At 72.0% G+C, this 25,518-nt stretch carries 18 protein-coding genes and 1 riboswitch; of the genes, 12 read left to right on the forward strand and 6 right to left on the reverse strand.

Features of this window, described 5'->3' with window-relative positions:
* From BN12_RS11115 to BN12_RS11125, 3 genes are all read left to right on the forward strand, one after another.
* Positions 1-2,796 (forward strand): ABC transporter permease (locus tag BN12_RS11115; RefSeq protein WP_048552486.1); only part of this gene is annotated, 2,796 nt, incomplete at its 5' end.
* Between the two features lie 82 nt (positions 2,797-2,878).
* Complete coding sequence (locus BN12_RS11120) at positions 2,879-3,817, forward strand: acyl-ACP desaturase (protein ID WP_048552487.1); 939 nt, start codon at positions 2,879-2,881, stop codon at positions 3,815-3,817.
* Positions 3,818-4,126: 309 nt separating this feature from the next.
* On the forward strand, positions 4,127-4,798 hold the full coding sequence (locus BN12_RS11125) for a bacterial proteasome activator family protein (RefSeq protein ID WP_083454578.1): 672 nt from the start codon (positions 4,127-4,129) through the stop codon (positions 4,796-4,798).
* Between the two features lie 345 nt (positions 4,799-5,143).
* Here BN12_RS11125 and BN12_RS11130 read toward each other — a convergent pair whose 3' ends face one another.
* Positions 5,144-6,442, reverse strand: a complete 1,299-nt coding sequence (locus BN12_RS11130) for an MFS transporter (protein ID WP_083454579.1) — start codon at positions 6,440-6,442, stop codon at positions 5,144-5,146.
* 165 nt (positions 6,443-6,607) lie between these two features.
* On the opposite strand from BN12_RS11130, the gene BN12_RS25145 reads away from it, so the two are divergent.
* Together BN12_RS25145 and BN12_RS11140 are read left to right on the forward strand one after the other, a co-directional pair.
* Positions 6,608-8,251 carry a hypothetical protein gene (locus BN12_RS25145; RefSeq protein ID WP_048552490.1) on the forward strand — a complete coding sequence of 548 codons (1,644 nt, stop codon included), beginning with the start codon at positions 6,608-6,610 and terminating at the stop codon, positions 8,249-8,251.
* A 44-nt stretch (positions 8,252-8,295) separates the two neighbouring features.
* A complete protein-coding gene (locus tag BN12_RS11140; RefSeq protein ID WP_048552492.1) occupies positions 8,296-9,174 on the forward strand; it encodes an SGNH/GDSL hydrolase family protein in 879 nt (292 codons plus the stop codon).
* Between the two features lie 25 nt (positions 9,175-9,199).
* On the opposite strand, the gene BN12_RS11145 is transcribed toward BN12_RS11140, so the two are convergent.
* Positions 9,200-10,876, reverse strand: a complete 1,677-nt coding sequence (locus tag BN12_RS11145; protein WP_048552494.1) for an FAD-binding dehydrogenase — start codon at positions 10,874-10,876, stop codon at positions 9,200-9,202.
* Positions 10,877-11,140: 264 nt separating this feature from the next.
* Between BN12_RS11145 and BN12_RS11150 the strand changes: the two genes are divergently transcribed.
* Genes BN12_RS11150 through BN12_RS11160 form a run of 3 tightly spaced genes read left to right on the forward strand, consistent with a single transcriptional unit; the run spans position 11,141 to position 14,844 of the window.
* A complete protein-coding gene (locus BN12_RS11150) occupies positions 11,141-13,414 on the forward strand; it encodes a nitric-oxide reductase large subunit (RefSeq protein WP_048556301.1) in 2,274 nt (757 codons plus the stop codon).
* 3 nt (positions 13,415-13,417) lie between these two features.
* Positions 13,418-14,080, forward strand: a complete 663-nt coding sequence (locus BN12_RS11155) for a hypothetical protein (protein ID WP_200901196.1) — start codon at positions 13,418-13,420, stop codon at positions 14,078-14,080.
* Positions 14,077-14,844 carry a slipin family protein gene (locus BN12_RS11160; protein ID WP_048552496.1) on the forward strand — a complete coding sequence of 256 codons (768 nt, stop codon included), beginning with the start codon at positions 14,077-14,079 and terminating at the stop codon, positions 14,842-14,844. The genes BN12_RS11155 and BN12_RS11160 overlap by 4 nt, the downstream gene beginning before the upstream one ends.
* A 256-nt stretch (positions 14,845-15,100) precedes the next feature.
* Here the strand turns inward: BN12_RS11160 and BN12_RS11165 are convergent, their stop codons facing one another.
* Positions 15,101-15,784: an HAD family hydrolase gene (locus BN12_RS11165; RefSeq protein WP_235432377.1), complete on the reverse strand. Its 684-nt coding sequence runs from the start codon at positions 15,782-15,784 to the stop codon at positions 15,101-15,103.
* Between the two features lie 23 nt (positions 15,785-15,807).
* Between BN12_RS11165 and BN12_RS11170 the strand changes: the two genes are divergently transcribed.
* Positions 15,808-17,982, forward strand: a complete 2,175-nt coding sequence (locus BN12_RS11170) for a DUF998 domain-containing protein (RefSeq protein WP_053080012.1) — start codon at positions 15,808-15,810, stop codon at positions 17,980-17,982.
* Positions 17,983-18,056: 74 nt separating this feature from the next.
* Positions 18,057-18,932 (forward strand): methyltransferase, encoded by an 876-nt coding sequence (locus tag BN12_RS11175; RefSeq protein WP_048552498.1) that lies wholly within the window; start codon positions 18,057-18,059, stop codon positions 18,930-18,932.
* Positions 18,933-18,981: 49 nt separating this feature from the next.
* Here the strand turns inward: BN12_RS11175 and BN12_RS11180 are convergent, their stop codons facing one another.
* Complete coding sequence (locus BN12_RS11180; protein WP_048552500.1) at positions 18,982-19,578, reverse strand: dihydrofolate reductase family protein; 597 nt, start codon at positions 19,576-19,578, stop codon at positions 18,982-18,984.
* 41 nt (positions 19,579-19,619) lie between these two features.
* The gene (locus BN12_RS11185; RefSeq protein ID WP_048556305.1) at positions 19,620-21,380 is read right to left on the reverse strand and encodes an AMP-binding protein; all 1,761 of its coding nucleotides are present in this window, start codon (positions 21,378-21,380) and stop codon (positions 19,620-19,622) included.
* A 257-nt stretch (positions 21,381-21,637) separates the two neighbouring features.
* Here BN12_RS11185 and BN12_RS11195 point away from each other — a divergent pair, with 257 nt between their 5' ends.
* Positions 21,638-22,873, forward strand: a complete 1,236-nt coding sequence (locus tag BN12_RS11195) for a saccharopine dehydrogenase family protein (protein ID WP_048552503.1) — start codon at positions 21,638-21,640, stop codon at positions 22,871-22,873.
* Positions 22,874-23,388: 515 nt separating this feature from the next.
* Here BN12_RS11195 and BN12_RS11205 read toward each other — a convergent pair.
* Positions 23,389-24,117 carry an MgtC/SapB family protein gene (locus BN12_RS11205; RefSeq protein ID WP_235432378.1) on the reverse strand — a complete coding sequence of 243 codons (729 nt, stop codon included), beginning with the start codon at positions 24,115-24,117 and terminating at the stop codon, positions 23,389-23,391.
* 118 nt (positions 24,118-24,235) lie between these two features.
* Here BN12_RS11205 and BN12_RS11210 point away from each other — a divergent pair, with 118 nt between their 5' ends.
* Positions 24,236-25,006: a class I SAM-dependent DNA methyltransferase gene (locus BN12_RS11210; RefSeq protein WP_200901197.1), complete on the forward strand. Its 771-nt coding sequence runs from the start codon at positions 24,236-24,238 to the stop codon at positions 25,004-25,006.
* Positions 25,007-25,200: 194 nt separating this feature from the next.
* A riboswitch (SAM riboswitch) is annotated at positions 25,201-25,316 on the forward strand.
* Positions 25,317-25,518: the final 202 nt, after the last annotated feature.

Genomic DNA, 25,518 nt, shown 5'->3' on the forward strand with positions numbered 1-25,518 from the left:
CCCGCCGACCTCGTCCGCTCGGCCGGCTCGGGAGGCTGGCGCGGCAGCTGGCGGGTCGCGCTCCGGATGGCCCGCCGTGACGTCCGACGGCACCGCGGCCGCAGCATCGTCGTCCTCCTCATGGTCGGCATCCCCACGGCACTGCTCGTCTTCGGGCTCACCCTGTATGCGACGAGCACCATCACCGGCACCGAACGGATCCCCTCGGAGCTCGGCTCCGCCCAGGCCAGCGTCACGACCCCGCAGCCCAAGGCAGTCGTCCAGACGCCCGATCCGTGGAACGGCCAGAGCGAGTCCGAGGCGGCGGCTCGCCCGATCCCCGGCTACTCGACCGAGGGGGCGCTCGATGCGCAGACAACCGCCATCGCACGCCTCGTCGGAGGCACGGCCGTCCCGGTGCGCGAGGCATACGGGCGGGCCGACATCGGCGGGGCGCATCCGCACGTCTCAATCCTCGTCGCCGACGGCCGCCTCGGGTTCGGCGACAAGCTCCGCCTTGCGAACGGGCGCTGGCCGGCGCGTGACGACGAGGTGCTCGTCACTCCTGCCGGCCGGCATCTCGGACTCCCCAGCCACGGGACGGTGACCCTCGCCGTCTCCGGCAGCAACCACACGGCGACGGTCGTCGGAACCGCCGCCGTTCCCGACGGCTATACCGACGTCGTCTCGTTGACACCATTCGCGACGAGCTACACCGGCTCCACGACGTGGCTCATCAAGCGAGCACACCCCGTCACCTATGCGGAGACGCTGCGGCTCAACGAGTACGGCCTCGTCGTCACCTCGGCCGACGTGCTCCGTCACCCACCCTCGGGGGACCAGGTCCCTCCTGCGGTGGCCGCCCTCTCCGTAGACTCCGGCACCAACGGGATGATCGTCGTCGCCGGCGGCGCGATGCTGCTGATCATCACGACGCTGCTCGTCGGCCCGGCGTTCGCGGTCGCTGCGGCACGGCAGCGGCGAACTCTCGCCCTCCTGGCGGCCAACGGAGCCGAGACCCGTCAGGTCCGCGCCACGGTCCTCGCGCAGGCCGTCGTGCTCGGTGTCCTCGCCGCACTGGGTGGTGCCCTCCTCGGCATCGCGGCGGCGGCCCTGCTGACCGATGTCATTCTCCCGACGTGGCGTCCCGACGCCGTCATGGGCCCGTTCCAGGTCCCCGTCCGCCAGGTCGCCGGCATCGTGGCCGTCGCGATGCTCAGCTCGGTCATCGCCGCCCTCGTCCCCGCCCGCCGGCTCGGTCGGCTCGACATCGTCGGGGTCATCCGCGGCCAGAGCGTCTCCCCTTCGGTCAGCCGCGTGCTGCCGCTCTTCGGGCTCGTCGTCGCGGCGGTGGGTGGCGCCGTGCTGTTCTGGGCCGTCACCACGCAGCAGCACGAGGTACCCGTCGTCGTCGGCGCCATCGCCCTCATCCTCGGCTCGCTGCTGCTCGTGCCGATGGCGCTCGTCGCCGCCGCGCGGCTGTCGAGCCCCTTCCCCGTCTCGGTGCGGCTGGCGCTGCGCGACGCCGCGCGACAGCGCACGCGCTCCGCACCCTCGGTGGCTGCCATCCTCGGTGCCGTCGCCGCACTCACGATGCTGCTCATCGGCCTCACGAGCGACACGACCCAGGCCGAGCACGACTACGTGCCCCAGGCCGTCATGGGCGAGGGGAACGTGTCCCTGCGTGTCTACGACGAGTCGGGGATGACCACCCCTGCGTCCGTCCTGGCACAAGCAGAGCGGGCCGTCGCCCGCGAGACTCCCGGCCTTCACACCGCTGTCGTCTACACCGTCGATCAACCGGACGGGGATGAGCCCACCGACATCCCGTTCACCAACGTCGTCCCCGGCGGGTGCACCGTCGAGGAGACGATCCACAGCGGCGACAGCGACGCGGCGAACGCCAGATGCCACACCTACGGCACGTCCGGCCTCCTCACCCCGTCGGGGATCGGCGCGATCCCCGCGGACGATCTCGTCCGACGGCTCCACCTCTCCGCCGCCCAGGCGAACGCCGTCAGGCATGGCGCGGTCGTCGTGCTCGGCAGCGCGGTCCCCGCTCGGATGACCTTCGCCTCAGGGACCTACCGGGCCGACCCCGACACCGGTGAGCCCACATCCATGTCGGCCGCCCGCCGCGTGGGCGCCGCGACCGTGGCCGTCCCGGCGACCCGCGCCAACGTGCTCGCGACAAGCGGACTCGGCGTGATCGCCACTCCGGAGACCGCGCGCTCACTCGGCTGGGGTGCTCGACTCACTCCGATGACCCTGCTCGTCACCGATCCCGGAGGCACCGTCAGCGTCGCGGACCAGAAGCGGATCGACAACGCCCTCACCGGAGACGCCGAGTTCTACGTCGAGCGGGGGTATTCGCGGGAGGACGCCCTGGTCATGGCGATCCTCGTCGGTGCCTTCAGCTTGCTGCTCCTCGTCATCACGCTCACCTCGACGGCACTGTCCCTCGCCGAGCAGCAGGCCGACCAGTCCACCCTCGCGGCACTCGGTGCCACCCGGGGAACCAGGCGCGCCATGGCGGCGGCACAGTCGCTCGTCATCTGTGCGGTCGGCGCGGTCCTCGGCCTTGTCGTCGGCATGGTGCCTGGGGTCGCGATCGCCGTGCCGCTGACCCGCACGACGGGCGACGAGACCCTCTGCTACGGGAGCGGTGTGTGCTCGACGAGCGGCGGCCACGGGGCGATCATCGACATCCCGTGGATGTGGCTGGCGGTGGCGGTCATCGGCATACCGCTGCTCGCCGCGGCCGTCTCGTGGGTGGCCGTCCGCAGGGCCCCCCTCGTGACCCGCCGGGCGACCTAGGCTCTCGCTACACTGGACGTCAGGAACCTACGGTGCCGTAGGTTCGTTCGGTACGGCATACCGCCTATGCGAGGAGACCGTCATGACCGAGTGGGCATGGACCCAGACCGACCTGCTGCGCGAGATGAACCAGGTCGTCGAGGGTGAGCTGAACCGGCACATCAAGGTCGCCAAGGACTGGTATCCGCACGAGTACATCCCCTGGTCCGACGGCCGCAACTTCGACGGCCTCATGGGTGGCGAGCCGTGGCAGCCGAGCGACGCACCGCTGTCCGACGTCGCCCGCTCCGCGCTCATCGTCAACCTCCTCACCGAGGACAACCTGCCGAGCTACCACCACGAGATCGCGACGATCTTCGGGCGGGACGACGCGTGGGGCGACTGGGTCCACCGCTGGACCGCCGAGGAGGGCCGGCACGGCATCGCGATGCGCGACTACCTCCTCGTCAAGCGGATGGTCGACCCCACCCAGCTCGAGGACTTCCGGATGACGCACATGTCGACCGGGTACCAGTCGGCACATTCCGGGGAGCTGCTCCACTCCCTCGCCTACGTCTCCTTCCAGGAGCTCGCGACCCGGGTCTCGCACCGCAACACGGGCCGCTACACCGACGACCCGATGTGCGAGCAGCTGCTCCAGCGCATCGCCGCCGACGAGAACCTCCACATGATCTTCTACCGCAACCTGCTCGGCGCGGCCCTCGCGCTCGACCCGAGCCAGACGATGGCGGCGATCCGCGACGTCGTCGTCGGTTTCCAGATGCCGGGCACCGACATCCCCGGATTCCAGCGCAAGTCCGTCGAGATGGCGGTGGCCGGGATCTACGACCTGCGGATCCACCGGGACGACGTCGTGGCGCCGGTCCTGCGGTTCTGGAAGGTGTGGGACATCGAGGGCCTCTCCCCCGAGGGCGAGCAGGCCCGCACCGAGCTCGCGAACTTCCTCGACGGCCTCGACAAGCAGGCCGCCCGCTTCGAGGACAAGCGCGACACCCTCAAGGAGCGGATGGGCATCGCCTGACCTGCCCTCCCGAGCCGTGTCGGATCACCCCAGGTAGGTCCGCCGCAGCTTTATCGGGTCACCCCGGAAGACAGACTGCAGCGTTATCGGGTCACCCCGGAAGACGAGCAGCAGCCTTATCGGGTCACCCCGGAAGACGAGCAGCACCTTTATCGGGTCACCCCGGAACCTGCAGCTTCACCCGACAAGGAAAGCCGGGTGAAGCTACGTCTTCTCGGGCGACCCGATAAAGCTGGCGGCCAGGGCGAGGGTGCCGCGGCGTTTCTCCCCACCGGAGCGCCGGCGGCTGGGGCGAGGCAGGATGGAGGGATGAGCGAGGAGAACGAGGAGCAGCAGCGGGCCGTGCCGATGACGGTGACGAACGACGGCGAGCGCATCGTCGTCGTCACGCCGGACGGCATGGGAGTCGCCGCCCACCCCGACGGCGCCACCGGCGAGGCGGGGGGAGGTGCCGACGAGCACCAGCCGGCGCGTGAGGAGCGGCGCGAGACGTCCCCGGCCGATCTCGTCGAGCAGCCCGCCAAGGTCATGCGGATCGGCTCGATGATCAAGCAGCTGCTCGAGGAGGTCCGCAACGCCCCTCTCGACGAGAAGGGCCGAGCCCGGCTCGCCGAGATCCACGAGCGGTCCATCGGCGAGCTGAAGGACGGACTCGCCCCCGAGCTCGTCGACGAGCTGGACCGCATCGCGCTGCCGTTCAAGGACGAGTCGCCGAGCGACGCCGAGCTGCGGATCGCCCAGGCCCAGCTCGTCGGGTGGCTCGAAGGCCTCTTCCACGGCATCCAGACCGCCCTCGTCGCCCAGCAGATGGCGGCCCAGGCGCAGCTGCAGGAGATGCGCCGCGCCCTGCCGATGAGCCCGCACGTCATGCCGGGTCAGGTCGGCCCGGACGGACCGGGAGTCCAAGGGCACCCCGGTATGCCGCAGCCGGGGCAGCGACCCGGCGAGCGCGGTGGCGAGGGCACCGGCCAGTACCTCTGACCGCGCTCACGCGCCGACCCGCCCGGCGGGTCGAACAGGTGGTCCGCTCGACGGCTCGACGCCACCCACCCGCCACGCCCACCCTGGTCGGAGCCGATCAGCCACCGACCCCTCGGCCACGGTGGCCGTGCTCGCGTCCTCGCCCCGGCCCGACCGACAGGCAATGGGGGCGGAACCCGCCTCGGAACCGGGCCTAATGAGCGGGGCCACAACCGCTGTGGGTGGCCCCGCGCACCGATTGCCTGTTCGTCGGGTCGTCGGGTCGTCGGGTCGTCGGGTCGGCGGGGGCGGCGGCGCGCAGCACTGCGACTGCGGTGGGGGCGAGCCCGTCGCCGGACCGGCCGGTCACTCGGCGGCGGGGACGACGGCCAGACGCGGGAGCGGCGAGAGCCAGGCATACAGCGCGGCGAGCACCCCGACCGAGACGACCCCGACGAGTGCCGGACGCAGCCCGGCCCACGTCGCGACGAGGCCCGCGAGCGTCGCGCCGACCGACCAGCCGACGCCCCACGAGAGGACCCGTCCCGCCGTGTTGACCCGGCCCTGCAGCTCGTCCGGCGTCACCTGCTGGCGGTAGGAGATCGAGTTCATGAGGACGAGCTGGTAGGCGACGCCCCAGACGACCATGAGAAGGGTCGCCACCCACCAGCGGGACTGGAGGACGACGCACACCCCGGCGGCCGCCGACACCGGGATGGCGACCAGGGTGACCCGCAGCGTCGTCATCCGGCGCAGGAGCCACGGCGTGAGGCCGGCCGCGAGCATGCCGCCGATCCCCCACACCGACAGCAGGAGCCCGAACCGCCAGCCGCTCGTGCCGATGCGGAGCAGCCGATCGGCGAACGGGACCGACAGCGCCATGAACCCCGCCCCGCCGAGCGACTGGAGCGTGCCGATGATCGTCTGCCCGCGGACGCCCGGGTGGTGCCAGAGCCAGGCCAGGCCCTCGCGCACCTCGCCGAGGACGGCGGCCGGGTGGAACGGCGGCGGCGTCCGGCCGCGGAGCGACAGCGGACGGGTGATCGCGACGACGAGGGCGGCGGACCCGGCATACGACACGGCGTCGATGAGGAGCAGGTCGGCGGGATGGAGGACGGCGAGCAGCGCCCCGACGGCCATCGGTACCCCGAGGTCGAGGATGCCGCCGAACCCCCAGATCGCCGCGTTCGCCTCGCCGACGCGGTCGCGCCCCACGAGGAGGGGCAGGGCACCGAAGTTGGCGCCGTCGAAGAACGCGAACACCGCCTGCGACACGAACCCGACGACGAGCGCCTGGGCGACGGTGAGCACGCCGAGCCACCACGCGGCGGGCACGGACAGCAGGACGACCGCGTTGACGACGTCCGCGCTCACCATGACGCGGCGCCGGTCGAGCCGGTCGGACAGGGCACCCGCGAAGAGCCCGAAGACGAGGTAGGGCAACGCCTCGAGCGTCGAGGTCAGCGCGGTGAGGCCCGGCGACCCGCTGATCCGGTAGACGAGGACGGGCATCGCGACGGCCGTCACGAGCGAGCCGGTGACCGAGACCTGACGGGCCAGCCAGTACCGGCGGAAGTCCGGGTCGCGCCGCAACGGCGCTCGGCCCGTCCCCGTGGGCGCCTCTCTGCCCACCGGGTCCTCCCGTGTCCCCTCTCCGCCCGGCATACCGCCAGTATGCCGACCGGGTGGGTGGGCGTCCCGCGGTCCGCCGGCGGGCGAGGGCGCGGGCGGCGAATCGAGTAGTCGACTACTCGACGCCCGTCCTGGCTCCGACGCCAGGCTGGGCCGATGGCCGCCGTCCGGGACCGGTAGCCGTGAGGAGGAGGTGCCATGGAAGGCCGGCTGCCCATCATCGGTCGCCCACGCCGGCGACGGGTCGTCGTCCTCGTCGCCACCGCGGCGTTCACGCCGGCGGCCGTCGGGCAGGTCGCGGCGGCGCCCACCGCGCAGGCCGTCGCCCATGGCTCCGCCGGGGCGCACCACGAGACCGCGCCGGACGGCCCCGCATACCGGATGACCGACGTGGGGACGTTCGGTGGCCCGAGCGCCGACGTCGTAGGGCCCACCCGGCAGATGACCCCGCGGGGCGCGGTGATCGGCATCGCCGACACGACGCGCCCTGACGCCGACAGCCCGAACACCGGCCTCGCCGGGGACGACCCGTACCTCTTCCACGCATTCGCGTGGTACCACGGTCGGCTCCACGACCTCGGCGCCCTGCCCGGCGAGAACAGCAGCGTGGTGCAGGAGGTCAACGGTCACGGGCTGGGCGTCGGTGGGTCCGAGACCGGCGCCTACGACCCGCGGGCCCACGCACCGGCGATGCACACGGTGCTGTTCCGGAGCGGCAAGGTCATCGACCTCGGCACCCTCCCGGGCGGGAGCGAGAGCTTCGCGGTGTCGGTGACCGAGGAGGGCGTCGTGGCCGGCGTGAGCAACAGCGCGGCCGCCGGGCCGGGGATGCCCGACTTCTTCGACTGGGGCGGACAGATCCGCTCCTTCGTGTGGAAGGACGGGCGGATGCGCGACCTCGGGACGCTCGGCGGCCCGGGCACCGTGCTCGTCCGCGTCAATGAGCACGGTGTCGTCGCCGGCGACTCCTACGTCGGCTCCGCGGTGGACCCGGACACCGGGTACCCGACCCTGCACCCGTTCCTGTGGCGGGACGGCCGGATGCGAGACCTCGGCGGCTTCGGCGGCGGTCGGAGCGTGACGCGGTGGCTCAACGAGCGCGGTCAGGTGACGGGGTATGCGACCCTCCCCGGCGACGACGCGGCCCACCCGTTCCTCTGGGACGGCAGGAGGCTGCGCGACCTCGGGACGCTCGGCGGGTCCTACGCCTCGGGCGAGCACGTCGACGACCGCGGTGACGTCGCCCGGGTTCTCGACGACGAGCGACCCGGAGCAGGGGATCCACACGTTCCTGTGGCGCGCGGGTCGGATGAGCGACCTGAGCCCCGATCTGTGCTCCTACCCCGAGTGGATCAACAACCGCGCGCAGGTCGTCGGCGGCTCGTGCGACGGCGCTGCCCTGCTGTGGCAGAGCGGCCGACAGTACGACCTCAACGCCCTCGTCGGCCCGACCTCGGTCCAGCTCACCTCGGCGACCTACGTGAGCGAGCGCGGCGACATCGTCGCCGTCGGCGTGGTACCGAGCGGAGACCAGCACGTCTTCCTCCTCCGGCCGACGGGGCACCGAGCCGTGCCCCGTGCGGCGGCAACGTCCGGCCGCTCGGCCTCGGCGACCGGCCGGCCGCAGCCGCTGCGGGAGCGGGCCGTCCGCGTGCGCCCGCTGTCGCTCGCGCGCCTGCCCTGAGGCGGACCCCCCGACCGCTGACCCCCCAGCCACATCGCAAGGAGGACCCCGTGTCCAGCACCCGTCAGACGAGGATCCCCGGACGACGCCGGATCGCCGCGTCCAGCCTCCTGCTCCGCCCCATCGACCGGGGCCAGACACCCGAGGGTCACCGATGACGCCGGCCCGGCCGGGTGGCCGAGGTCCTCGGTCGACCGCGCGGATGCTCGCCACGGCGCTCCCCCACCGGAAGGGAGTCCTGGCGGCCCTGGCGGCTGTCGCCCTGGCCGTGGCATGGGTCGTCGCGCCCGCTGCCGCGACTGCCGCTCCGCACGCTCGCCCACCCGAGCGATCCCACCCCTTCCTGCTGGCCCTCGGCGACTCGATCAGCTTCGGGTTCCAGGCGTCCAAGGTCGGGTCGCCCCCTGACCCCGCGGCCTTCTCCACCGGGTACGCCGACGTCCTCGCCGCCCGCGACCGGCGTCTCCGGGTCACCAACTACAGCTGTCCCGGCGAGACGACGACGTCGATGATCGACGGCTCCTGCCCGTGGACGGCCGCGGGCTTCGCGCTGCACGACGACTACCAGGGCAGCCAGCTGGTCGCCGCGGACGCCTTCCTGCGTACCCACCGGCGCGAGCCCGGGACGGTGACGCTGGCCATCTGGGGCAACGACGTCGCTGCCCTGAGCGCCGCCTGCCATGACGATCTCGACTGCGTGGCCGAGCGGGCGCCGGCCGAGGTCGCTGCCTTCGGCGACCGGCTCGGTAGGATCCTGCGTTCGCTGCGATCGGCCGCGCCATCGGCACGCGTCGTCGTCGTCGCCGCCGTGCACTCCTTCCCCCCTCCCAGCCCGGAGATCGACGCCCTGTATGCCGCCCTCAACCGCACGATCGCCTCGACCGCGTCCACGGCGGGTGCGGCCGTCGCCGACATCGTCCCCGTCTTCGATCCGCCCGACCCGGCCGAGCGGACGGCGGCCATCTGCACCTTGACCCTCACCTGCGTCAGCAACGGGGCGGACGGGCATCCGTCGGACGCCGGCTACCGCGCCATCGCCGACGCGATCACGGCCGTCATCCGACGTCCCTGCCCATCCTGACCGTCACGGCCCGGGGGGTGACCGGTCAGGACGTGGCGGCGGCCGCAGCCCGCCCGGCGACCCGGCCGGAGAAGAGACAGCCGCCGAGGAAGGTGCCCTCGAGCGCCCGGTAGCCGTGGATCCCCCCGCCGCCGAACCCGGCGACCTCGCCCGCGGCATACAGGCCCGGGACGGGCGTGGCGGAGCCGTCGAGGACGCGCGCGGACAGGTCGGTGTGCAGCCCGCCGAGGGTCTTGCGGGTGAGCACGCGGAGCCGGACGGCGACGAGTGGCCCGTGCTTCGGGTCGAGGATACGGTGGAGCGGATAGGCCCGCTTGGACACCTTGTCGCCGACGTAGGACCGGGCCTCGTGGATCGCGGCGATCTGGGCATCCTTGGCATACGGGTTGGCGACCTGGCGGTCCCGCTCGACGACGACCCGCTCCACCGCCTCCGCGTCGAGGAGATCCTCGCCGACGAGGGCGTTCATCCGGTCGACGAGCTCGGTGACGGTGGCCGCGCGGAGGAAGTCGACCCCGTGGTCGAGGAACCGCTGGACCGTCGGGTAGACCTTCGTCGTCGAGCGGCGCAGGACGGCGCGCACCGACCGCTCGGTGATGTCCGGGTTCTGCTCCGACCCCGAGAGGGAGTACTCCTTGCCGACGATCGCCTCGTTGGCGAGGAACCACGAGTGGTCGTGCCCGGTGTGGCGCAGATGGTCCAGCGTGCCGAGGGTGTCGAACCCGGGGAAGAGCGGGGCGGGCAGCCGGCGGCCCTCGGCGTCGAGCCACAGCGACGACGGACCGGGGAGGATGCGGATCGCGTGCCCCGGCCAGATGGGGTCCCAGTTCTGCACCCCCTCGACGTAGTGCCACATCCGGTCGCGGTTCACCAGGGCCGCCCCGGCCGACTCGGCGATGGCGAGCATGCGACCGTCGACGTGGGCGGGGACGCCGGTCAGCAGGTCCTGCGGCGCCGACCCGAGCCGCGCCGGCCAGTTGGCCCGGACGAGGTCGTGGTTGGCACCGATGCCGCCGGAGGTCACGACGACGGCCTGTGCGGTCCGCTCGAAATCGCCTGCCACATCACGGTTCGAGGGCCTTCCGCGAGGAGCTGGATCGGGTGCGAGGAGCGCCCCACGGACTCCCGTCACGGCGCCGTCGCTCGTGACGAGGCCGTCGACCCGGTGCCGGGGGCGGTGCGTGATGCGCCCGGTCGCGAGGTGCGCTCGGACCCGTCGCTCGAAGGGCTCGACGACTCCCGGCCCGGTGCCCCACGTGACGTGGAACCGCGGCAGCGAGTTGCCGTGCCCGCCGGCCCGGCCGTCACCGCGCTCCGCCCAGCCGACGAGCGGGAACCACCGCATCCCCATCTCGTGGAGCCAGGCGCGCTTCTCGCCGGCGGCGAAGTCGACGTATGCCCTGGCCCACTCCCGGCCCCAGTGGTCCGGCCCAGGACCACCCGAGGCATCGGTCAGCCGGTCCCACCCGGCGGTGCCCTCCCAGTCCTGCCAGGCGAGCTCGACGGAGTCCTTGATCCTCAGCCGTCGCTGCTCGGGGCTGCCGACGAAGAAGAGCCCACCGAGGCTCCAGAACGCCTGGCCGCCGAGGTTCGCGGCGTTCTCCTGGTCGAGCAGCAGCACGCGCCGCCCGGCGTCGGCGAGCTCGGCAGCCGCCACGAGCCCGGCGAGGCCGTGGCCGACGACGATGACGTCAGCGTCCATGGGCAGGACGCTACTCGACCGCTCCGACACCCGACCGGGCGCGGCACAGGTCCGGCTCGACGAAGGGCGTGACCGGGTCGAGGGGGCGGGCCTCTCGAGCACGGGGACCGGTGGCCGGATCTCCCCTCGCGAAAAACTGAGTCCACCTGTATAAATGCCTACTACAAGTCGTAGAAGTCAGCCTGCGACGGAGGGATCGGAGTCGTCATGTCACGAGTCAGCGAGGCCGGCGTGCCACCGGGCGCCCTCGACGGTCGGCGAGAGATGCTGGTGGGCAAGGGGTGGGTGCAGGGCGTCGTCATCGTCATGCTCTTCAGCTTCACCGTCATGGGGATCCTCGTGTATCGCACCTACACGGCCTCGATGCCCGTTCCCGAGCGCGTCACGACGACGTCGGGGGAGGTCCTCTTCGAGCGGGCCGACATCACGCACGGCCAGGAGCTGTTCCAGGCCCGCGGACTCATGCAGTTCGGCTCGGTCATGGGCCACGGCGGCTACCTCGGCCCGGACTTCACGGCCGACTACCTGCGCCGGGCCACCGACCTCACGCTCGCCGCGGCGAAGGCCACCGGCGAGCAGGAGCCGAGCGCGGCGAACGTGCAGGACTGGCGCACGAACCGGTACTCGGCCGACACCGGGACGCTCGTCCTCAGCGACCCGCAGGTCGCGGCATACCAGGAGCTCCTCCCCTACTACGCCCGGTACTTCGGACCCGAGTCGCACGACAACGGGCTGATGAGCAACGCGATCACCGACCCCGGGGAGATCCGCGACCTCACCTCGTTCTTCGCCTGGACCGCGTGGGCCGCCGCGGCCGAGCGGCCCGGCCACGACTACAGCTACACGAACAACTGGCCCGCCGAGCCGCGGGTGGACAACGGGCCGACACCCGACCTCATGCTCTGGTCGGTCCTGTCCCTCGCCGTCCTCATCGGCGGCACCGGGGTCCTCTTCGCCGTCTACGGCCGCTGGAGCCGGACGATCGGCTGGCACTCCGAGGAGGCTCCCGCCATCGCCTTCCGCCGCCCGGGCAGCGTCGGGCTGACCCCCGCGCAACGGGCCACCGCGTGGTTCTTCCTCGTCATCGCCGTCCTCTTCCTCGCCCAGACCCTCGTCGGAGCCGCCGCGGAGCACTACCGCGCCGACCTCGGCTCCTTCTTCGGCTTCAACCTCAACGCGCTGCTGCCCTACAACCTGGCCCGCACGTGGCACGTCCAGCTCTCGCTCTTCTGGACCGCCGCGGGGTTCCTCGCCGCCGGCATCTTCCTCACCCCGCTCATCGCCGGACGGGAGCCGAAGGGACAGCGGCTGCTCACCTTCGGCCTGCTCGGAGCCCTCGCCGTCGTCGTCTTCGGCTCGCTCGGTGCCGAGGCCCTGTCGATCTTCGGCGTCTCCTGGGCGGGCGGCCCGCTCTTCGGCCAGCAGTGGGAGTACCTCGACCTCCCCCGCGTCTTCCAGGTGCTGCTCACCGTCGGGATGGTGCTGTGGATCGTCATCGTCTTCCGGGGGATCCGGGCCCGGCTGCGCAGCGAGTCGCTCGGGAACATGCCGTGGCTCTTCTTCTTCTCCGCGCTGTCCATCCCCGCGTTCTACGCCGTCGGCATGCTCGCGGCGACGGACACACCCCTGTCGGTCGCGGAGTTCTGGCGCTTCTGGGTCGTCCACCTGTGGGTCGAGGACTTCCTCGAGCTGTTCACGACCGTCATGGTCGCCTACATCTTCGTCATGCTCGGCGTCGTCCGCGAGAAGATCGCCCTCGGCATCATCTTCATGGACGTCATCCTCTACTCGGCGGGCGGCGTGCTCGGGACGATGCACCACCTCTACTTCTCGGGCACCCCGGTCGAGCACATGGCGCTCGGGTCGTTCTTCTCGGCCGCCGAGGTCATCCCGCTCACCTTCCTCACCGTCGAGGCCTGGGCCTTCATGCAGCTCGGCGCCCGCCAGGAGTCGAAGAGCTCGGCACCCTTCCCCCACCGGTGGGCGGTCATGTTCCTCGTCGCCGTCGGCTTCTGGAACTTCGTCGGCGCCGGCGTGTTCGGCTTCCTCATCAACCTGCCGATCGTCTCCTACTACGAGATCGGCACGGCCCTGACGGCCAACCACGCGCACGCCGCCATGATGGGCGTCTACGGCATGCTCGCCGTCGGCCTGTCGATGTTCGCCCTGCGCTATCTCGTGCCCGAGGAGAAGTGGTCGGATCGGCTTGCGGGGACGTCGTTCTGGTGTCTCAACATCGGCCTCGCCTGGATGGTCTTCGCCACGCTCTTCCCCCTCGGCGTGCTGCAGTTCTACCACGCGGTCGGCTCCGGGTACTTCGAGGCGCGGTCGTTGTCCTTCCTCACCGACCACCGCAACGCGATCCTCGAGTGGGGCCGGCTCCCCGGCGACGTCGTCTTCATCGTCGGCGGGGTGCTGCCGTTCCTCTGGCTCGCCGTGCAGGGAGTGCTCAACGCCCACAAGGGCAGGACGGTGACCGAGCTGCCGCAGGACGTCCTGTTCACCGAGCTCGAGTCGGCGTCGTCCGGAGGACGGTGACCCGTGGGTGCCCTGACCCCGATGGCCGGCTTCGTGAGCGGGTATGCCCTCGTGCTCCTCGGCCTCGCGTGGGCCATCGACCGCCTCGGTGCCCGCAGCGCGGTGCGCTCGGCGCGCTGGCGGACCGGCAGCTTCGTCTACCACGAGGACCACGACGCGTGGAAGTGCCACGAGGACCAGTGGCTCTGGCCCGCGTCGTTCGACCCCGACAAGCGGGTCGTCCGCTACCAGGGCCAGCACGCCATCTGCGGGCGGTGCCCGGCGAAGTCGGAGTGCTCCCCGACGCCCGGGCCGCGGGAGATCACCCGACAGGTCGACCCGTGGCCGCACTCGGAAGCCGGGCGGTTCCACCGCGGCATCGCCCTCGTCGTGGCCGGGGCGGCCGCCTTCCTCGTCGGGGCGACGCTCGCCGGCGTGCTCGTCGGTGGGGACCCCTCGGCGATCGACCTCGTCGCCCTCGTCTCGACGCTCGTCGTCGTCCTCCTCGGCGGGATCCCGCTCGCCCGCCACCTGTGGAGCACCCCGTCGGGCTTCCCCGAGTCCTTCGCCGTCGAGGCGTCCTCCGACGCGCCGGGTGTGCCCGACGAGGAGACCGTCGCCGAGGTCGTCGACCGGTATGCGACGCGCTGGTCCGGCGACCCACGTCCCGGGCAGGCCCGCTCATGACAGCCGTCGTCGTCACCGTCCTCGCCGTCGTCCTCGTCCTCGGCGCCCTCGTCGCCACGTGCGTCAAGGTCCTCGCGGAGTACGAGCGCGGCGTCCTCTTCCGGCTCGGCCGGCTGCGACCGTTGCGCGGCAGCGGGCTCGTCGTCGTCGTCCCCGGGGCGCACCGGCTCGTCCGGGTGGACCTGCGCGTCGTGACCCTCACCATCCCGCCGCAGGAGGTCATCACCCGCGACAACGTGCCGGCGCGGGTCAACGCGGTCGTCCTCTTCAACGTCGTCGATCCGGTCGAGGCGGTCATGAAGGTCGAGAACTACGCCGTCGCGACGAGCCAGATCGCCCAGACGACCCTGCGCTCCGTCCTCGGCCGGGCCGACCTCGACACGATCCTCGCCCACCGCGACGACCTGAACCACGACCTGCGCGAGATCCTCGACCACCTCACCAAGCCGTGGGGCGTCGACGTCTCGCTCGTGGAGATCAAGGACGTCGAGATCCCCGAGCAGATGCAGCGCGCCATGGCCCGGGAGGCGGAGGCCGAGCGGGAGCGGCGGGCCAAGGTCATCAACGCCCGCGGCGAGCTGCAGGCCTCGACCGAGCTGAAGGAGGCCGCGGACGTCCTCTCGCAGAGCCCGGCCTCGCTCCAGCTGCGCTACCTGCAGACCCTTCTGGAGCTCGGGGCCGACCAGAACTCCACGGTCGTCTTCCCGCTCCCCATGGACATCGTCGCCCCGTTGCTCCGCAGCCTGTCGGGCGGTCACGACTGACGTCGGGGCGGGGCCCGGTCAGCGACGCCGGGCGAGATCGACTCGGCAGGTGTGGGGTTGTCGTGGTCGCCAGCGTGATCCGACCACGGAAAGCCCGCACCTGCCGGACGATGCCTTCCGCACGTGCCGAGAAGATGTCGCCACGCGGCGTCCTGGACAGCATCAACTCGGCACGTGCGGGGTTGTCGTGGTTGCCGGACGAATTCGACCACGGAAAGCCCGCACCTGCCGGAGGGTGGGCGGGGGTGCGCGGCAGTCAGGCCAGCACGACGCGGACCCGGCGGTCCGCATCGACGAGGAACCGGACGTCGCTCAGCGACCCGACGACGGCGTCGGCGAGCCCGGTCGACTCCAGCTCGTCCCGGGTCGCGGTCGACACGACGGCGAGCGTCGCGCAGCCGGCGTCCTTGGCCGACCGCAGGCCGTTCGGCGCGTCCTCGACGACGAGGCAGTCCGCCGGGTCCACGCCGAGCCGCTCCGCGCCGAGGAGGTAGGGGTCGGGCGCCGGCTTGCCGCGGCGCACCTCGTCCGCCGTGACCGACGTGTTCGGCGGGGTGAGCCGGGAGGCCTCCATGCGCACGGCATACAGGGGTCGCGTGCAGGAGGTCACGATGGCGTGCCGGCCGCCGCCGTCGGCGACCTCGGTCAGCGCGTCGACCGCGCCCGGGAGGGGGACGACTCCCTCGGTGTCCGCGAGCTCGAGGTCGACGATGCGCTGGATGGCGACGGCCTCCTCGGCGGCCTCGAGGACGTGGGGGACGATGGCCGCGGCCGGGACACCGTGGAAGCCGACGAGGGCGGCCGGGTCGACGCCGAACTCGCGGGCCCACGTCGCCCAGGACCGCTCGACGACCGCCGTCGAGTCGACGAGCGTGCCGTCCATGTCGAAGAGGACGGCGGCGAAGGTTCGGTCTCCGAGGTCTCCCAGCAAGGCGCTCACCCCGGAAGCCTAAGGTGGGCGTGATGGACCGACCCGACCGGCCGTCCGGGCTCCCGCGGACCGCGGTGGCGTCCGCCACCGTCGCGGCGGTCGCCCTCGTGGGTGGGTGGACGTGGGCCGCGAGCCGGTACCCCGGCTTCGACGTCGTCCACGACTCGCTCTCGTCGCTGTCGGCGTCCAGCACCGCGCACCGCTGGATCATGACGACGGCCTGGGTCGTGACCGGTCTCGCCCATGTCGTCACCGCGCTCGTCATGCCCGGGCTACGCCGCCGCGCCCGGGCGTGCTTCGCCCTCGGCGGGGTCTTCGTCGTCCTCATCGCCGCCCTGCCGATCCCCGAGCCGGGGGTCAACTTCACCCCGCACGTCCTCGCGTCCGCCGGGGCGACCGCCTGCCTCGCCCTCTGGCCCTGGCTGGCCGCCGATCCCGACGCTCCGTGGCCGCTGCGGGTTCCCGTCGCCCGGGTCGCGACGGTCGTCATGGGTGCGCTCGGGCTCGTCCTCCTCGTGTCGATGCTCGGGCACTGGTATGCCTTCGGGCTCACCGAGCGCTCCGTCGCCCTCGCCGAGGTCGGCTGGCCCCTCGTCACCGCCGTCGGGATGTGGTGGCGGCACCGGCACGCACACCCCGGTCCCGCCGCGCGGCATGCCGGTGCGTTCGTCGCCCTGCTGCTCGCCTGCGCGCTCGGCGGCGCCGCCACGACGGCGATCTGGCCGACGACGACCCGCACGACGTACTACTCGGCCGAGCTCACCCTGAGCCTCGACCCCGGAGACTCCAACCACCTGAGCGCCCGGACCGTCCTCGGAGACATCGACGTCGCATTCCGTGGTCTCGCCCCGGGCATCGTCGCGCGACCGGAGGTCCGCTCGGACATCACCCGCCTCCTCGCCCAGGACGACGTCACGGTCGACGAGCTCGAGCCGAGCCAGGAGGAGCTCGCCGACGCCGTCCGGCACGCCGCGATCGTCCTCGGGTGCAAGTTCGTCGGCGGCACGCTCCTCGTCGCCGTCCTCTTCGTCGTCGGCTACGACGTCGTCCGGCGCCGGCGACCGACGACCCGGCTTGTCATCACCGCCGTCGCCGGATGGCTCGTCGCGAGTCTCGGCACCGGCATCGCGACCTGGGCGACCTACCAGCCGGCGAACCAGTCGCGCATCAACGCGACGGGCGTCCTCGGCGTCGTCCAGCGCAACAGCACGCTGCTGGAGGACGTCGGGGTGCGCGCCGAGCAGGTCACGCCGTACCTGCGCAACCTGCTGGCCCTGTCCAACGCGCTGCAGGAGAAGTACGCCGCGGGCACCCTCGACACGCCTGCCGTCGCGCGCCTCCTCCTCGTGAGCGACATCCACGGCGGCGACCAGTACGCCCTCATGCGGACGATCGTCCAGGAGGAGCGCATCGACGCCGTCATCGACTCCGGTGACCTCGTCAACTTCGGGCGGCCCCAGGAGCTCGACGCGGCCCGCATACCCCAGGGCATCGCATCGCTCCAGGTCCCCTACTTCTTCATCCTCGGCAACCACGACAGGTCCTCGCCCGGCGACCAGGCCGTCCTCACCCGGCTCGCGAAGGTCAAGAACGTCCACCTGCTGCAGCCGACGACGGACGGGTACACCGAGTACTCGCTCCACGGCATCCGGATCGCCGGGTTCAACGACCCGCGGTTCTTCGGCGACTCCAACACCAACACGGCCGCCCGCCAGAAGCCGGTGCGCGACGCCTTCGTCGCCGCGATGGAGGCGGCCGAGGGCGACGACGGGAACCGGTCCGTCCTCGCTCCGGACATCGTCGTCTCGCACGAGCCGGCCGCCGTCCGGGGCCTGAGCATCGGCGGGATTCTCATCAACGGGCACATGCACGTCCCCGACCTCGAGGGGAACCGGATCCAGGTCGGGACGTTCACGGGGGGCGGCCCGTTCAGCCACTTCCTCGAGAACGAGAGCAAGAACGGCGAGGAGCTCGTCGGGCAGCCGTCGGCCTTCGACATCGCCGTCTTCGGCGGGGACTGCCGCCTCTCGGCCCTCACCCGCTACACGTTCCGCAACGTCGTGGAGGGACGGCCCGCCTACGACGACGTGACCCTCATCAACGGGTCCCGGATCGAGTCGACGGTGCCCGGGCCCGAGGGGCGCACCTGCTCGGCCACCGACCCGCTGACGGCGACCCCGTTCGCGGCCGTCGGCGGCGACGGGTAGGCCTCGCCGGCGCCGGGTCCCACCGTCGTCGCGGGCGAGCCGATAGGGTCACGAACCAGCCAATGGAGGAGACTATGAGCATCATCGAGCATCGCGTCGAACAGGCCGGCGAGCAGCCCGACTACTCGGGCAAGGAGTTCACCGAGGAGGAGATCGCCGCCGGCGACCACCGCAGGTTCATCGGCGGGGTCTGGGACTCCCACGGCCAGCGGCAGCTCGACTTCCTGATCGGCCAGGGCCTGCAGCCCGGCCATCGGCTGCTCGACGTCGGCTGCGGCTGCTTCCGCGCGGGCCGGCACTTCGTCGACTATCTCGACGCCGGCCACTACTACGGCATCGACGCCAACCATTCGCTGATGCAGACCGGCTACGACCTGGAGCTGAGCGACGAGCAGCGGGCCAAGCTGCCAGTGGAGAACCTGCGCGCCAACGACCGGTTCGACGGTCAGTTCGGCGTGCCCATCGACATGGCCATCGCCAACTCGGTCTTCACCCACGTCTCGCTGAACCACATCCGGCTGTGCCTCTTCCGGCTCGCCCCGGTCATCACGCCGGGCGGCTCGTTCTTCGCCACCTTCTTCGAGCGCCCTCAGGGCTCCCCGATCGACCACGTGAGCCCCTCGAAGGCCGGCAAGCCGTTCTTCACCGAGAAGAACGTCTTCTGGTACTTCCGGGGCGACCTGCGCTGGGCGGCCAGCTTCGGTCCCTGGGAGTACCGCTACATCGGCGACTGGGGACACCCCGCCAACCAGAAGATGGCGCAGTTCGTCCGGCTGGCCGAGGACCAGGTCCGCGAGCGCAAGGAGCGCGCCGCCGCGAAGAAGGCGACCGCGCCGGCCCGGGCATCCACAGCGTCCGCATCGGCCGGGACCACGTTCGGCGAGGATGTGGCCGAGCTGGTCCGCCGCGCTCGCCGCGGAGTGGCCCGCCGGATCGACCCCGGCCGCTGAAGCCGCCGGCAGCGGGTGCCCGTGCGCCTCGTGCGGCGGCGACGAGCGGTCAGCGGCGCACGGCGTAGCGGAGGTGGACCACCCGGTCGCCGGGGATGACGGTATGCGGGTCCTCGAGCAGCCGATGGTCCTCCATCGCGCCGAAGTAGCGCTTGCCTCGCCCGAACACGACCGGCACCACGTCGATGGCGACCTCGTCGACGAGCCCGAGCGCGAGCGCCTGCCCGCCGACGTCGCCCGCGCACACGGCGACGACCCCGTCGCCGGCCCGCCGCCTGGCCTCCTCGACGGCCGCCGTGACATCGGTGAAGAACGGGACGTCCGCCTCCGGGTGCCAGCCGTCGGGCTTCGGCCGGTGCGACACGACGAGGAGGTGCTCGCCCGCCGGCGGCGAGGCATCCCAGCCGTTGGTGAGGTCGAACAGGTGACGGCCCTGGATCGTCGCGCGGATCGACTCCCAGAAGGGCCGGACGTAGGCCGCGGAGACGGCCGACACCCGGAAGGGCGTGTGCTGCTCCTCGCCCTCGTCCCCGACGAGGGGGTGGTCACCGTTGAAGTACCAGTCGAACAGCGGCCCCACGTCGTCGTTCTCGTCGGCGATGAAGCCGTCGAGGGACGCCACGGCGTGCATCACGACGGTGCTCATGCTGCCCTCCTCCGGTCGGTCGGCGTGCTCGGTCGGTGCGCTCAGCTGCCGCGCAGGTCGGGGAAGTCGTCGTCGCGCCACTCCCGGCCCTCGCCCCGGTCGGCGCCCGCGGCCAGTTCCTCCTCGCGACCGCGCAGCTCGACCCGGCGGATCTTGCCGCTGATCGTCTTGGGCAGCTCGGCGAACTCGACCCGTCGCACCCGCTGCCACGGGGAGAGGTGCTCCCTCGCATACGCAAGGATCGACCGGGCCGTCTCCTCGGACGGCTCGAACCCGTCGGCGAGGTCGATGTATGCCTTGGGGACCGCGAGCCGGACGGGGTCGGGGGCCGGGACGACGGCGGCCTCGCGGACGGCGGGGTGCTCGATGAGGACCGACTCGAGCTCGAACGGGCTGATCTTGTAGTCGCTCGCCTTGAAGACGTCGTCGGTGCGCCCGATGTAGGTGACGTATCCGTCGGTGTCGACCGAGGCGACGTCGCCCGTGTGGTAGAGCCCGCCCTCCATCGCCTCGGCGTTGCGCTCCTCGTCCTGCTGGTACCCGGTCATGAGCGGAAGTGGATGCCCGGCGAGGTCGAGACAGATCTCGCCCTCGTGCGTCCCCTCCGCCACGGTCCACGGGTCGGTCCGCTCCCCCGTCAGGGGATCGGCGATGACGACGGGGTACCCGGGCAGCGGCCGGCCCATCGAGCCGGGCTTGACGGGGGACCCCGGGGCGTTGCCGACGGCGGCCGTCATCTCGGTCTGGCCGTACCCGTCGCGCAGGGTCAGGCCCCAGGCCCGGTCGACCTGCTCGATGATCTCGGGGTTGAGCGGCTCGCCCGCCCCGACGACCTCGCGCAGCGACCCCGGACCGCCGGACAGGTCGGCCTGGATGAGCATCCGCCACACGGTCGGCGGCGCGCAGAAGCTCGTCACGTCCCGGTCCCTCAGCTGACCGAGGAGGGCGCCGGCGTCGAACCGCTTGTAGTTGTAGACCATGATCGTCGCCTCGGCGATCCACGGCGCGAAGAAGCACGACCAGGCGTGCTTGGCCCACCCGGGCGAGGAGATGTTGAGGTGGACGTCGCCGGGCTGCAGCCCGAGCCAGTACATCGTCGACAGGTGCCCGACGGGATAGGACACCTGGGTGTGCTCGACGAGCTTGGGCCGGCTCGTCGTTCCCGAGGTGAAGTAGAGCAGGAGCGGGTCGGTCGGCGAGGTGCCCGGATGGGGGCTCGGGGGGACGTCGACGGCGTATGCCGCGTCGAGGTTCGCCCAACCCTCCGCCTCACCGATGCTCATCCGGGTGTAGTCGCCTGCGACGTCGTCGAACCGGTCGGTGTCCGCCGCGTTGACGACGACGTGCTTGGCACCGCCGCGCCGGAAGCGGTCCTCGAGGTCGGTGGAGCGGGCGGCCGTCGTCGTCGGCATGATGACGGCGCCGAGCTTGATGACGGCGAGCATGACGTCCCAGAGCTCGACCTGGTTGCCGAGCATGATGATGACGGGATCGCCTCTGCGGACCCCCTGGCCGGCGAGCCACGCGGCGACCCGGTCGGACCGTGCGGCCATCGCGTCGAAGCTCACCTCGGTGCTCGTGCCGTCCTCCTCGACGACGATGAGCGCGTCCCGGTCGTTGCCCCGCGCGACGGCGTCGAACCAGTCGACGGCCCAGTTGAACCGGTTCCCGACGTCTGGCCACGTGAACGTCCGGACCGCCTCCTCCTGCCGGCCCCGGAGGGCGAGAAGCTCGTCGCGGGCCTGCCGGTATGCCGTCGTGGCGTCGGTGGGCGAGGAGGGGGGCACGGGGTCGTCGCTCATGAGCACACTGTGCCACCGGCTGATGGGCCCGGTCACGCGGTCCGCCCGGAACGATCGACCGCCCCGACGTGGACCCCTCGTCCGGGCCGGTATCGGCGACTCATCCGCCTCGGAGTCGGCGACGCGACGGTCGCCACCGACCGGAGGCGCTCCAGCCGGGATCATCGTCGGTCCCGAGGCCGACGCCCCTGCGCGAGCCGGGATCGGCGACGCGACCACGACCCCGCTCGCGAGCGCCGGGCCGGTAGGTTGCCTCCATGGCAGCACCACGTGGCCGTGACCTCGACATCGTCCTCTACGGGGCAAGCGGCTTCGTCGGCCGGCTCACCGCGGAGTACCTCGCGCAGCACGCCCCTCCGGATGCGCGCATCGCCCTGGCCGGACGTTCGGAGTCGAAGGTGCATGCTGTGCGTGACACCCTCGGTGGGGCTGCGTCGGGCTGGCCGATCATCGTGGCGGACGCCTCGGACACCGACGCTCTGGCCGCCCTCGCCTCCCGGACCAGGACGGTCGCGACGACGGTCGGCCCGTACCTCGCATACGGCATGCCTCTGGCATCGGCCTGCGCCGCGGCCGGAACGCACTACGCGGACCTCACCGGCGAGGTGCTCTTCGTCCGCAGGAGCATCGATGCCAACCACGAGGCAGCCGTGTCGTCCGGCGCCCGGATCGTCCACTCGTGCGGATTCGACTCCGTCCCGTCCGATCTCGGCGTCCTCGTGCTCGCCGAGCGGATCGCGGCGGACGGCGAGGGCACCCTCGGCACGACGACCCTCTCGGTCCGCTCGCTCCGCGGAGGGTTCAGCGGCGGGACCGTCGACTCGATGCGCAGACAGGCCATCGCCACGGGCTCCGACCCCGCGGCGCGGCGTATCGTCGCCGACCCCTACGCTCTCTCGCCGGACCGCGCCGCCGAGCCCACGGCGGACGACGATGCGGACCGCGCGCGGCGATTCATGCCGGTGCGCCAGGATCGGCGCGGGCACTGGACCGCGCCGTTCGTCATGGCGGCCTACAACACCCGGATCGTCCGGCGGAGCAATGCCCTGTCGGGGTATGCCTACGGCCGCGACTTCCGGTACGACGAGGTCACCGACTGCGGGCCGGGAATCGCCGAGGCGGCGCAGGCGACGGCCATGGCGAGCGCGCTGGCCGGGCTCGCTGCGGGGATGTCGTTCGCGCCCACCCGTGCGCTGCTCGACCGGTTCCTCCCGGCGCCGGGCGAGGGGCCGGACGTCGAGAGGGGCGGGAGGTTCGTCCTCGACATCGAGACGACGACCTCGACGGATGCCCGGTACCGCGCCCGGGTCGCCGCCGACAAGGACCCGGGATACGGCGGCACGGCGGTCATGCTCGGCGAGTCCGCGCTGGCTCTCGCCCTCGACGACCTGCCGGCTGCGGCCGGTGTCCTCACCCCGGCGACGGGGATCGGGCCCGGGCTCGCCGACCGACTGCGCGCCCAGGGCTTCACGATCGAGGTGGACCGGCGCTGAGCCGGCCGGGGGTCGCGTGCCGCCCGGGGCTCGCAGGCCGTGCCGGGGTCGCGTGCCGTGCCGGGGTCGCATGGCAACCACGACAACCCCGCACGTGCCGAGCTGATGCTCCCGGATCCGCCGTGGGACGACATCTACTCGGCACGTGCGAAGAGAGCTGTCGCACGTGCCGAGCTGATGCTCCCGGATCGGCCGTGGGACGACATCTACTCGGCACGTGCGAAGAGAGCTGTCGCACGTGCCGAGTTCTTGTCGTCTCGGCACGCCGTCGGACGGTGGTGGCCGGCGATGGGCTGAGACGCGTTCGGATCTGCGTCGGCGCCCGGCGTCGATCGGCCCGACCCGGGCTCGACATCGATGGTGAGCGAGGTCAGGCCCTGGTGGGGAAGGTAGCCAGAGCTCTGACTCTGGCTACCTTCCCCACAGCAATCGGCGGTCGCGCCGCCGTCCGGCAGGTGTGGGCTTTCCGTGGCCGGATCGCGATGGCGACCACGACAACCCCGCACCTGCCGAGGTCAGTCGGCCTCGTCGTCATCGAGGGCGAATCCGGCCCGGGTCTCACGGACGCCGTCGATCTCGCTGAGGCGAGGGATGAGGACCCTCAGGTCGCCACGTCCGCGGAGGGTCAGCACGAGGACGACGAGCGAATGGTCGTCCTCGTCGCGATCCGTGCGGACGTGGGTGACGGCGAACCCATGACCCGTCGCGGTGGCGAGGATCGAGCGGAGCAGTCCGTGCCCGTCGGCATACCGGACCGTGATCGACTCCTCCCGCATGGTGCCCGACTGCAGGCGCCGGATGAGCGGCGGATAGGCATACACGATGACGAAATAGGCCGCGGTGACGAAGCCGGCGAGCACCGGCAGCCCCGCGCCGCACGCCATGCCGACCGACGCGCTGATCCACACGGCCGCCGCCGTCGTCAGTCCGCGCACCGCGTCGCGGCGGACGAAGATGATCCCGGCGCCGACGAACCCGATACCCGACACGACCTGCGCCGCGACGCGCGACGGGTCGAGGACGACCCGACCGGGGTCGAGGACGTCGGTGAAGCCGTACTTGCTGACGAGGACGAACAGCGCCGCGCCCATGCCGACGATGGCGTGGGTCCGCATCCCGGCGGACTTGCGCCGCAGCGTCCGCTCGAGCCCGATGACCGAGCAGAGCACGAGTGCCGCGGCGAGTTCGAGCACCTGGGTCCATCCCTGGCCCGACGGCTCACCCCACATGACGGCACCTATCATTTCCCCCCAGTCTGGCAGCGTCAGGACCTACCGCCAAGGTCGGCTCGACCCCGCGGCCGCCGGCGGCACGGCGGAAAACGCGTCGACACGGCACGCGACGGCACCCCACGATCGAGGGATGAGAGACGACCCGACGACGGCGGCCGGACTGGGACAGGACGAGGTCTGGGACGTGAACGCAGCGACGCGGTACGACACTCCGGGCACGGGGATGTTCGCGCCGGAGGTGCTCGGCCCGACGGTCGACCTGCTCACCGGGCTCGCCGGAGATGGCGGCGCGCTGGAGCTCGCCGTCGGGACGGGACGGGTGGCGATCCCGTTGCGGGAGAAAGGCATACGCGTGACCGGCATCGAGCTCTCCCAACCCATGATCGACCGGCTCCGCGAGAAGGTCGACGAGGCGACGCTCCCCGTCGTGCAGGGCGACATGGCGACGACGCGGGTCGCGGGTGAGTTCGCCCTCGTCTACCTCGTCTTCAACACCATCTCGAACCTCCTCACCCAGGACGAGCAGGTCGAGTGCTTCCGCAACGCCGCGCGACACCTGCGCCCCGGCGGCCGGTTCGTCGTCGAGCTGTGGGTTCCCCAGCTGCGCATCCTCCCGCCCGGGCAGCGGGCATCCGTCTTCACCGTCGAGGAGGGGTACGTCGGCTTCGACGCCATCGACGTTCTCACCCAGCGGCTCGTGTCGCACCATGTGCGGTTCGGTGCCGGCCGCGAGGCGATGGTCAGCCGCAGCCCGCACCGCTACATCTGGCCGGCGGAGCTGGACCTCATGGCACGCCTCGCCGGCCTCGAGCTGGAGGACCGGTATGCCGACTGGTCCCGTGCGCCGTTCACCGCCGAATCCACGTCGCACGTCTCGGTGTACCGCCTGCCCGCCGCCTGAAGAGCGCGCCGGCCGAGCCTGCTGAGCCGTCGCCCCCTCGGCCCCTGAGGAGCGCGCGAGCCACGCCCGAGTTCCCGGCGTCCAGACCCGTGGAGTCCGCAGCACTCCGATCGCCTCGACGACCGACTCCGGCGTCCGTATGCCGGACACCCGGTCCCGGCATACGACTCGGATCCCCTACCCTGTCTGCCCAAGGTCAAGAGTTCCAGCGTCAAGCCCCGGCTCGCTGGACGGCAACCCTCCTCCGCGGTGGGGTGCTCCGGGTGACGACCTGGCCGACGGCTCCAACCGGCGTCGGCAAGCGCGGACTCACGACCTCCGTCATGGGTCCACCGGACCTGTCGCCAGGAGGCGTCATGACGATCGTCAGCACCCACCGTCACTCCGCGGCCCACGACGTGGCCGACGGGCCGAACCACCACCACCGCACCCCGAGCGTCGTCGGCATCCTGCGGGCCGCCGCCCACGGTGCCGCGGCCGAGCGAGCCGCCCGGCGGCAGCCGACGGAGGGC

The sequence above is a fragment of the Nostocoides japonicum T1-X7 genome (assembly GCF_001046855.1).
Classification (GTDB): domain Bacteria; phylum Actinomycetota; class Actinomycetes; order Actinomycetales; family Dermatophilaceae; genus Nostocoides; species Nostocoides japonicum.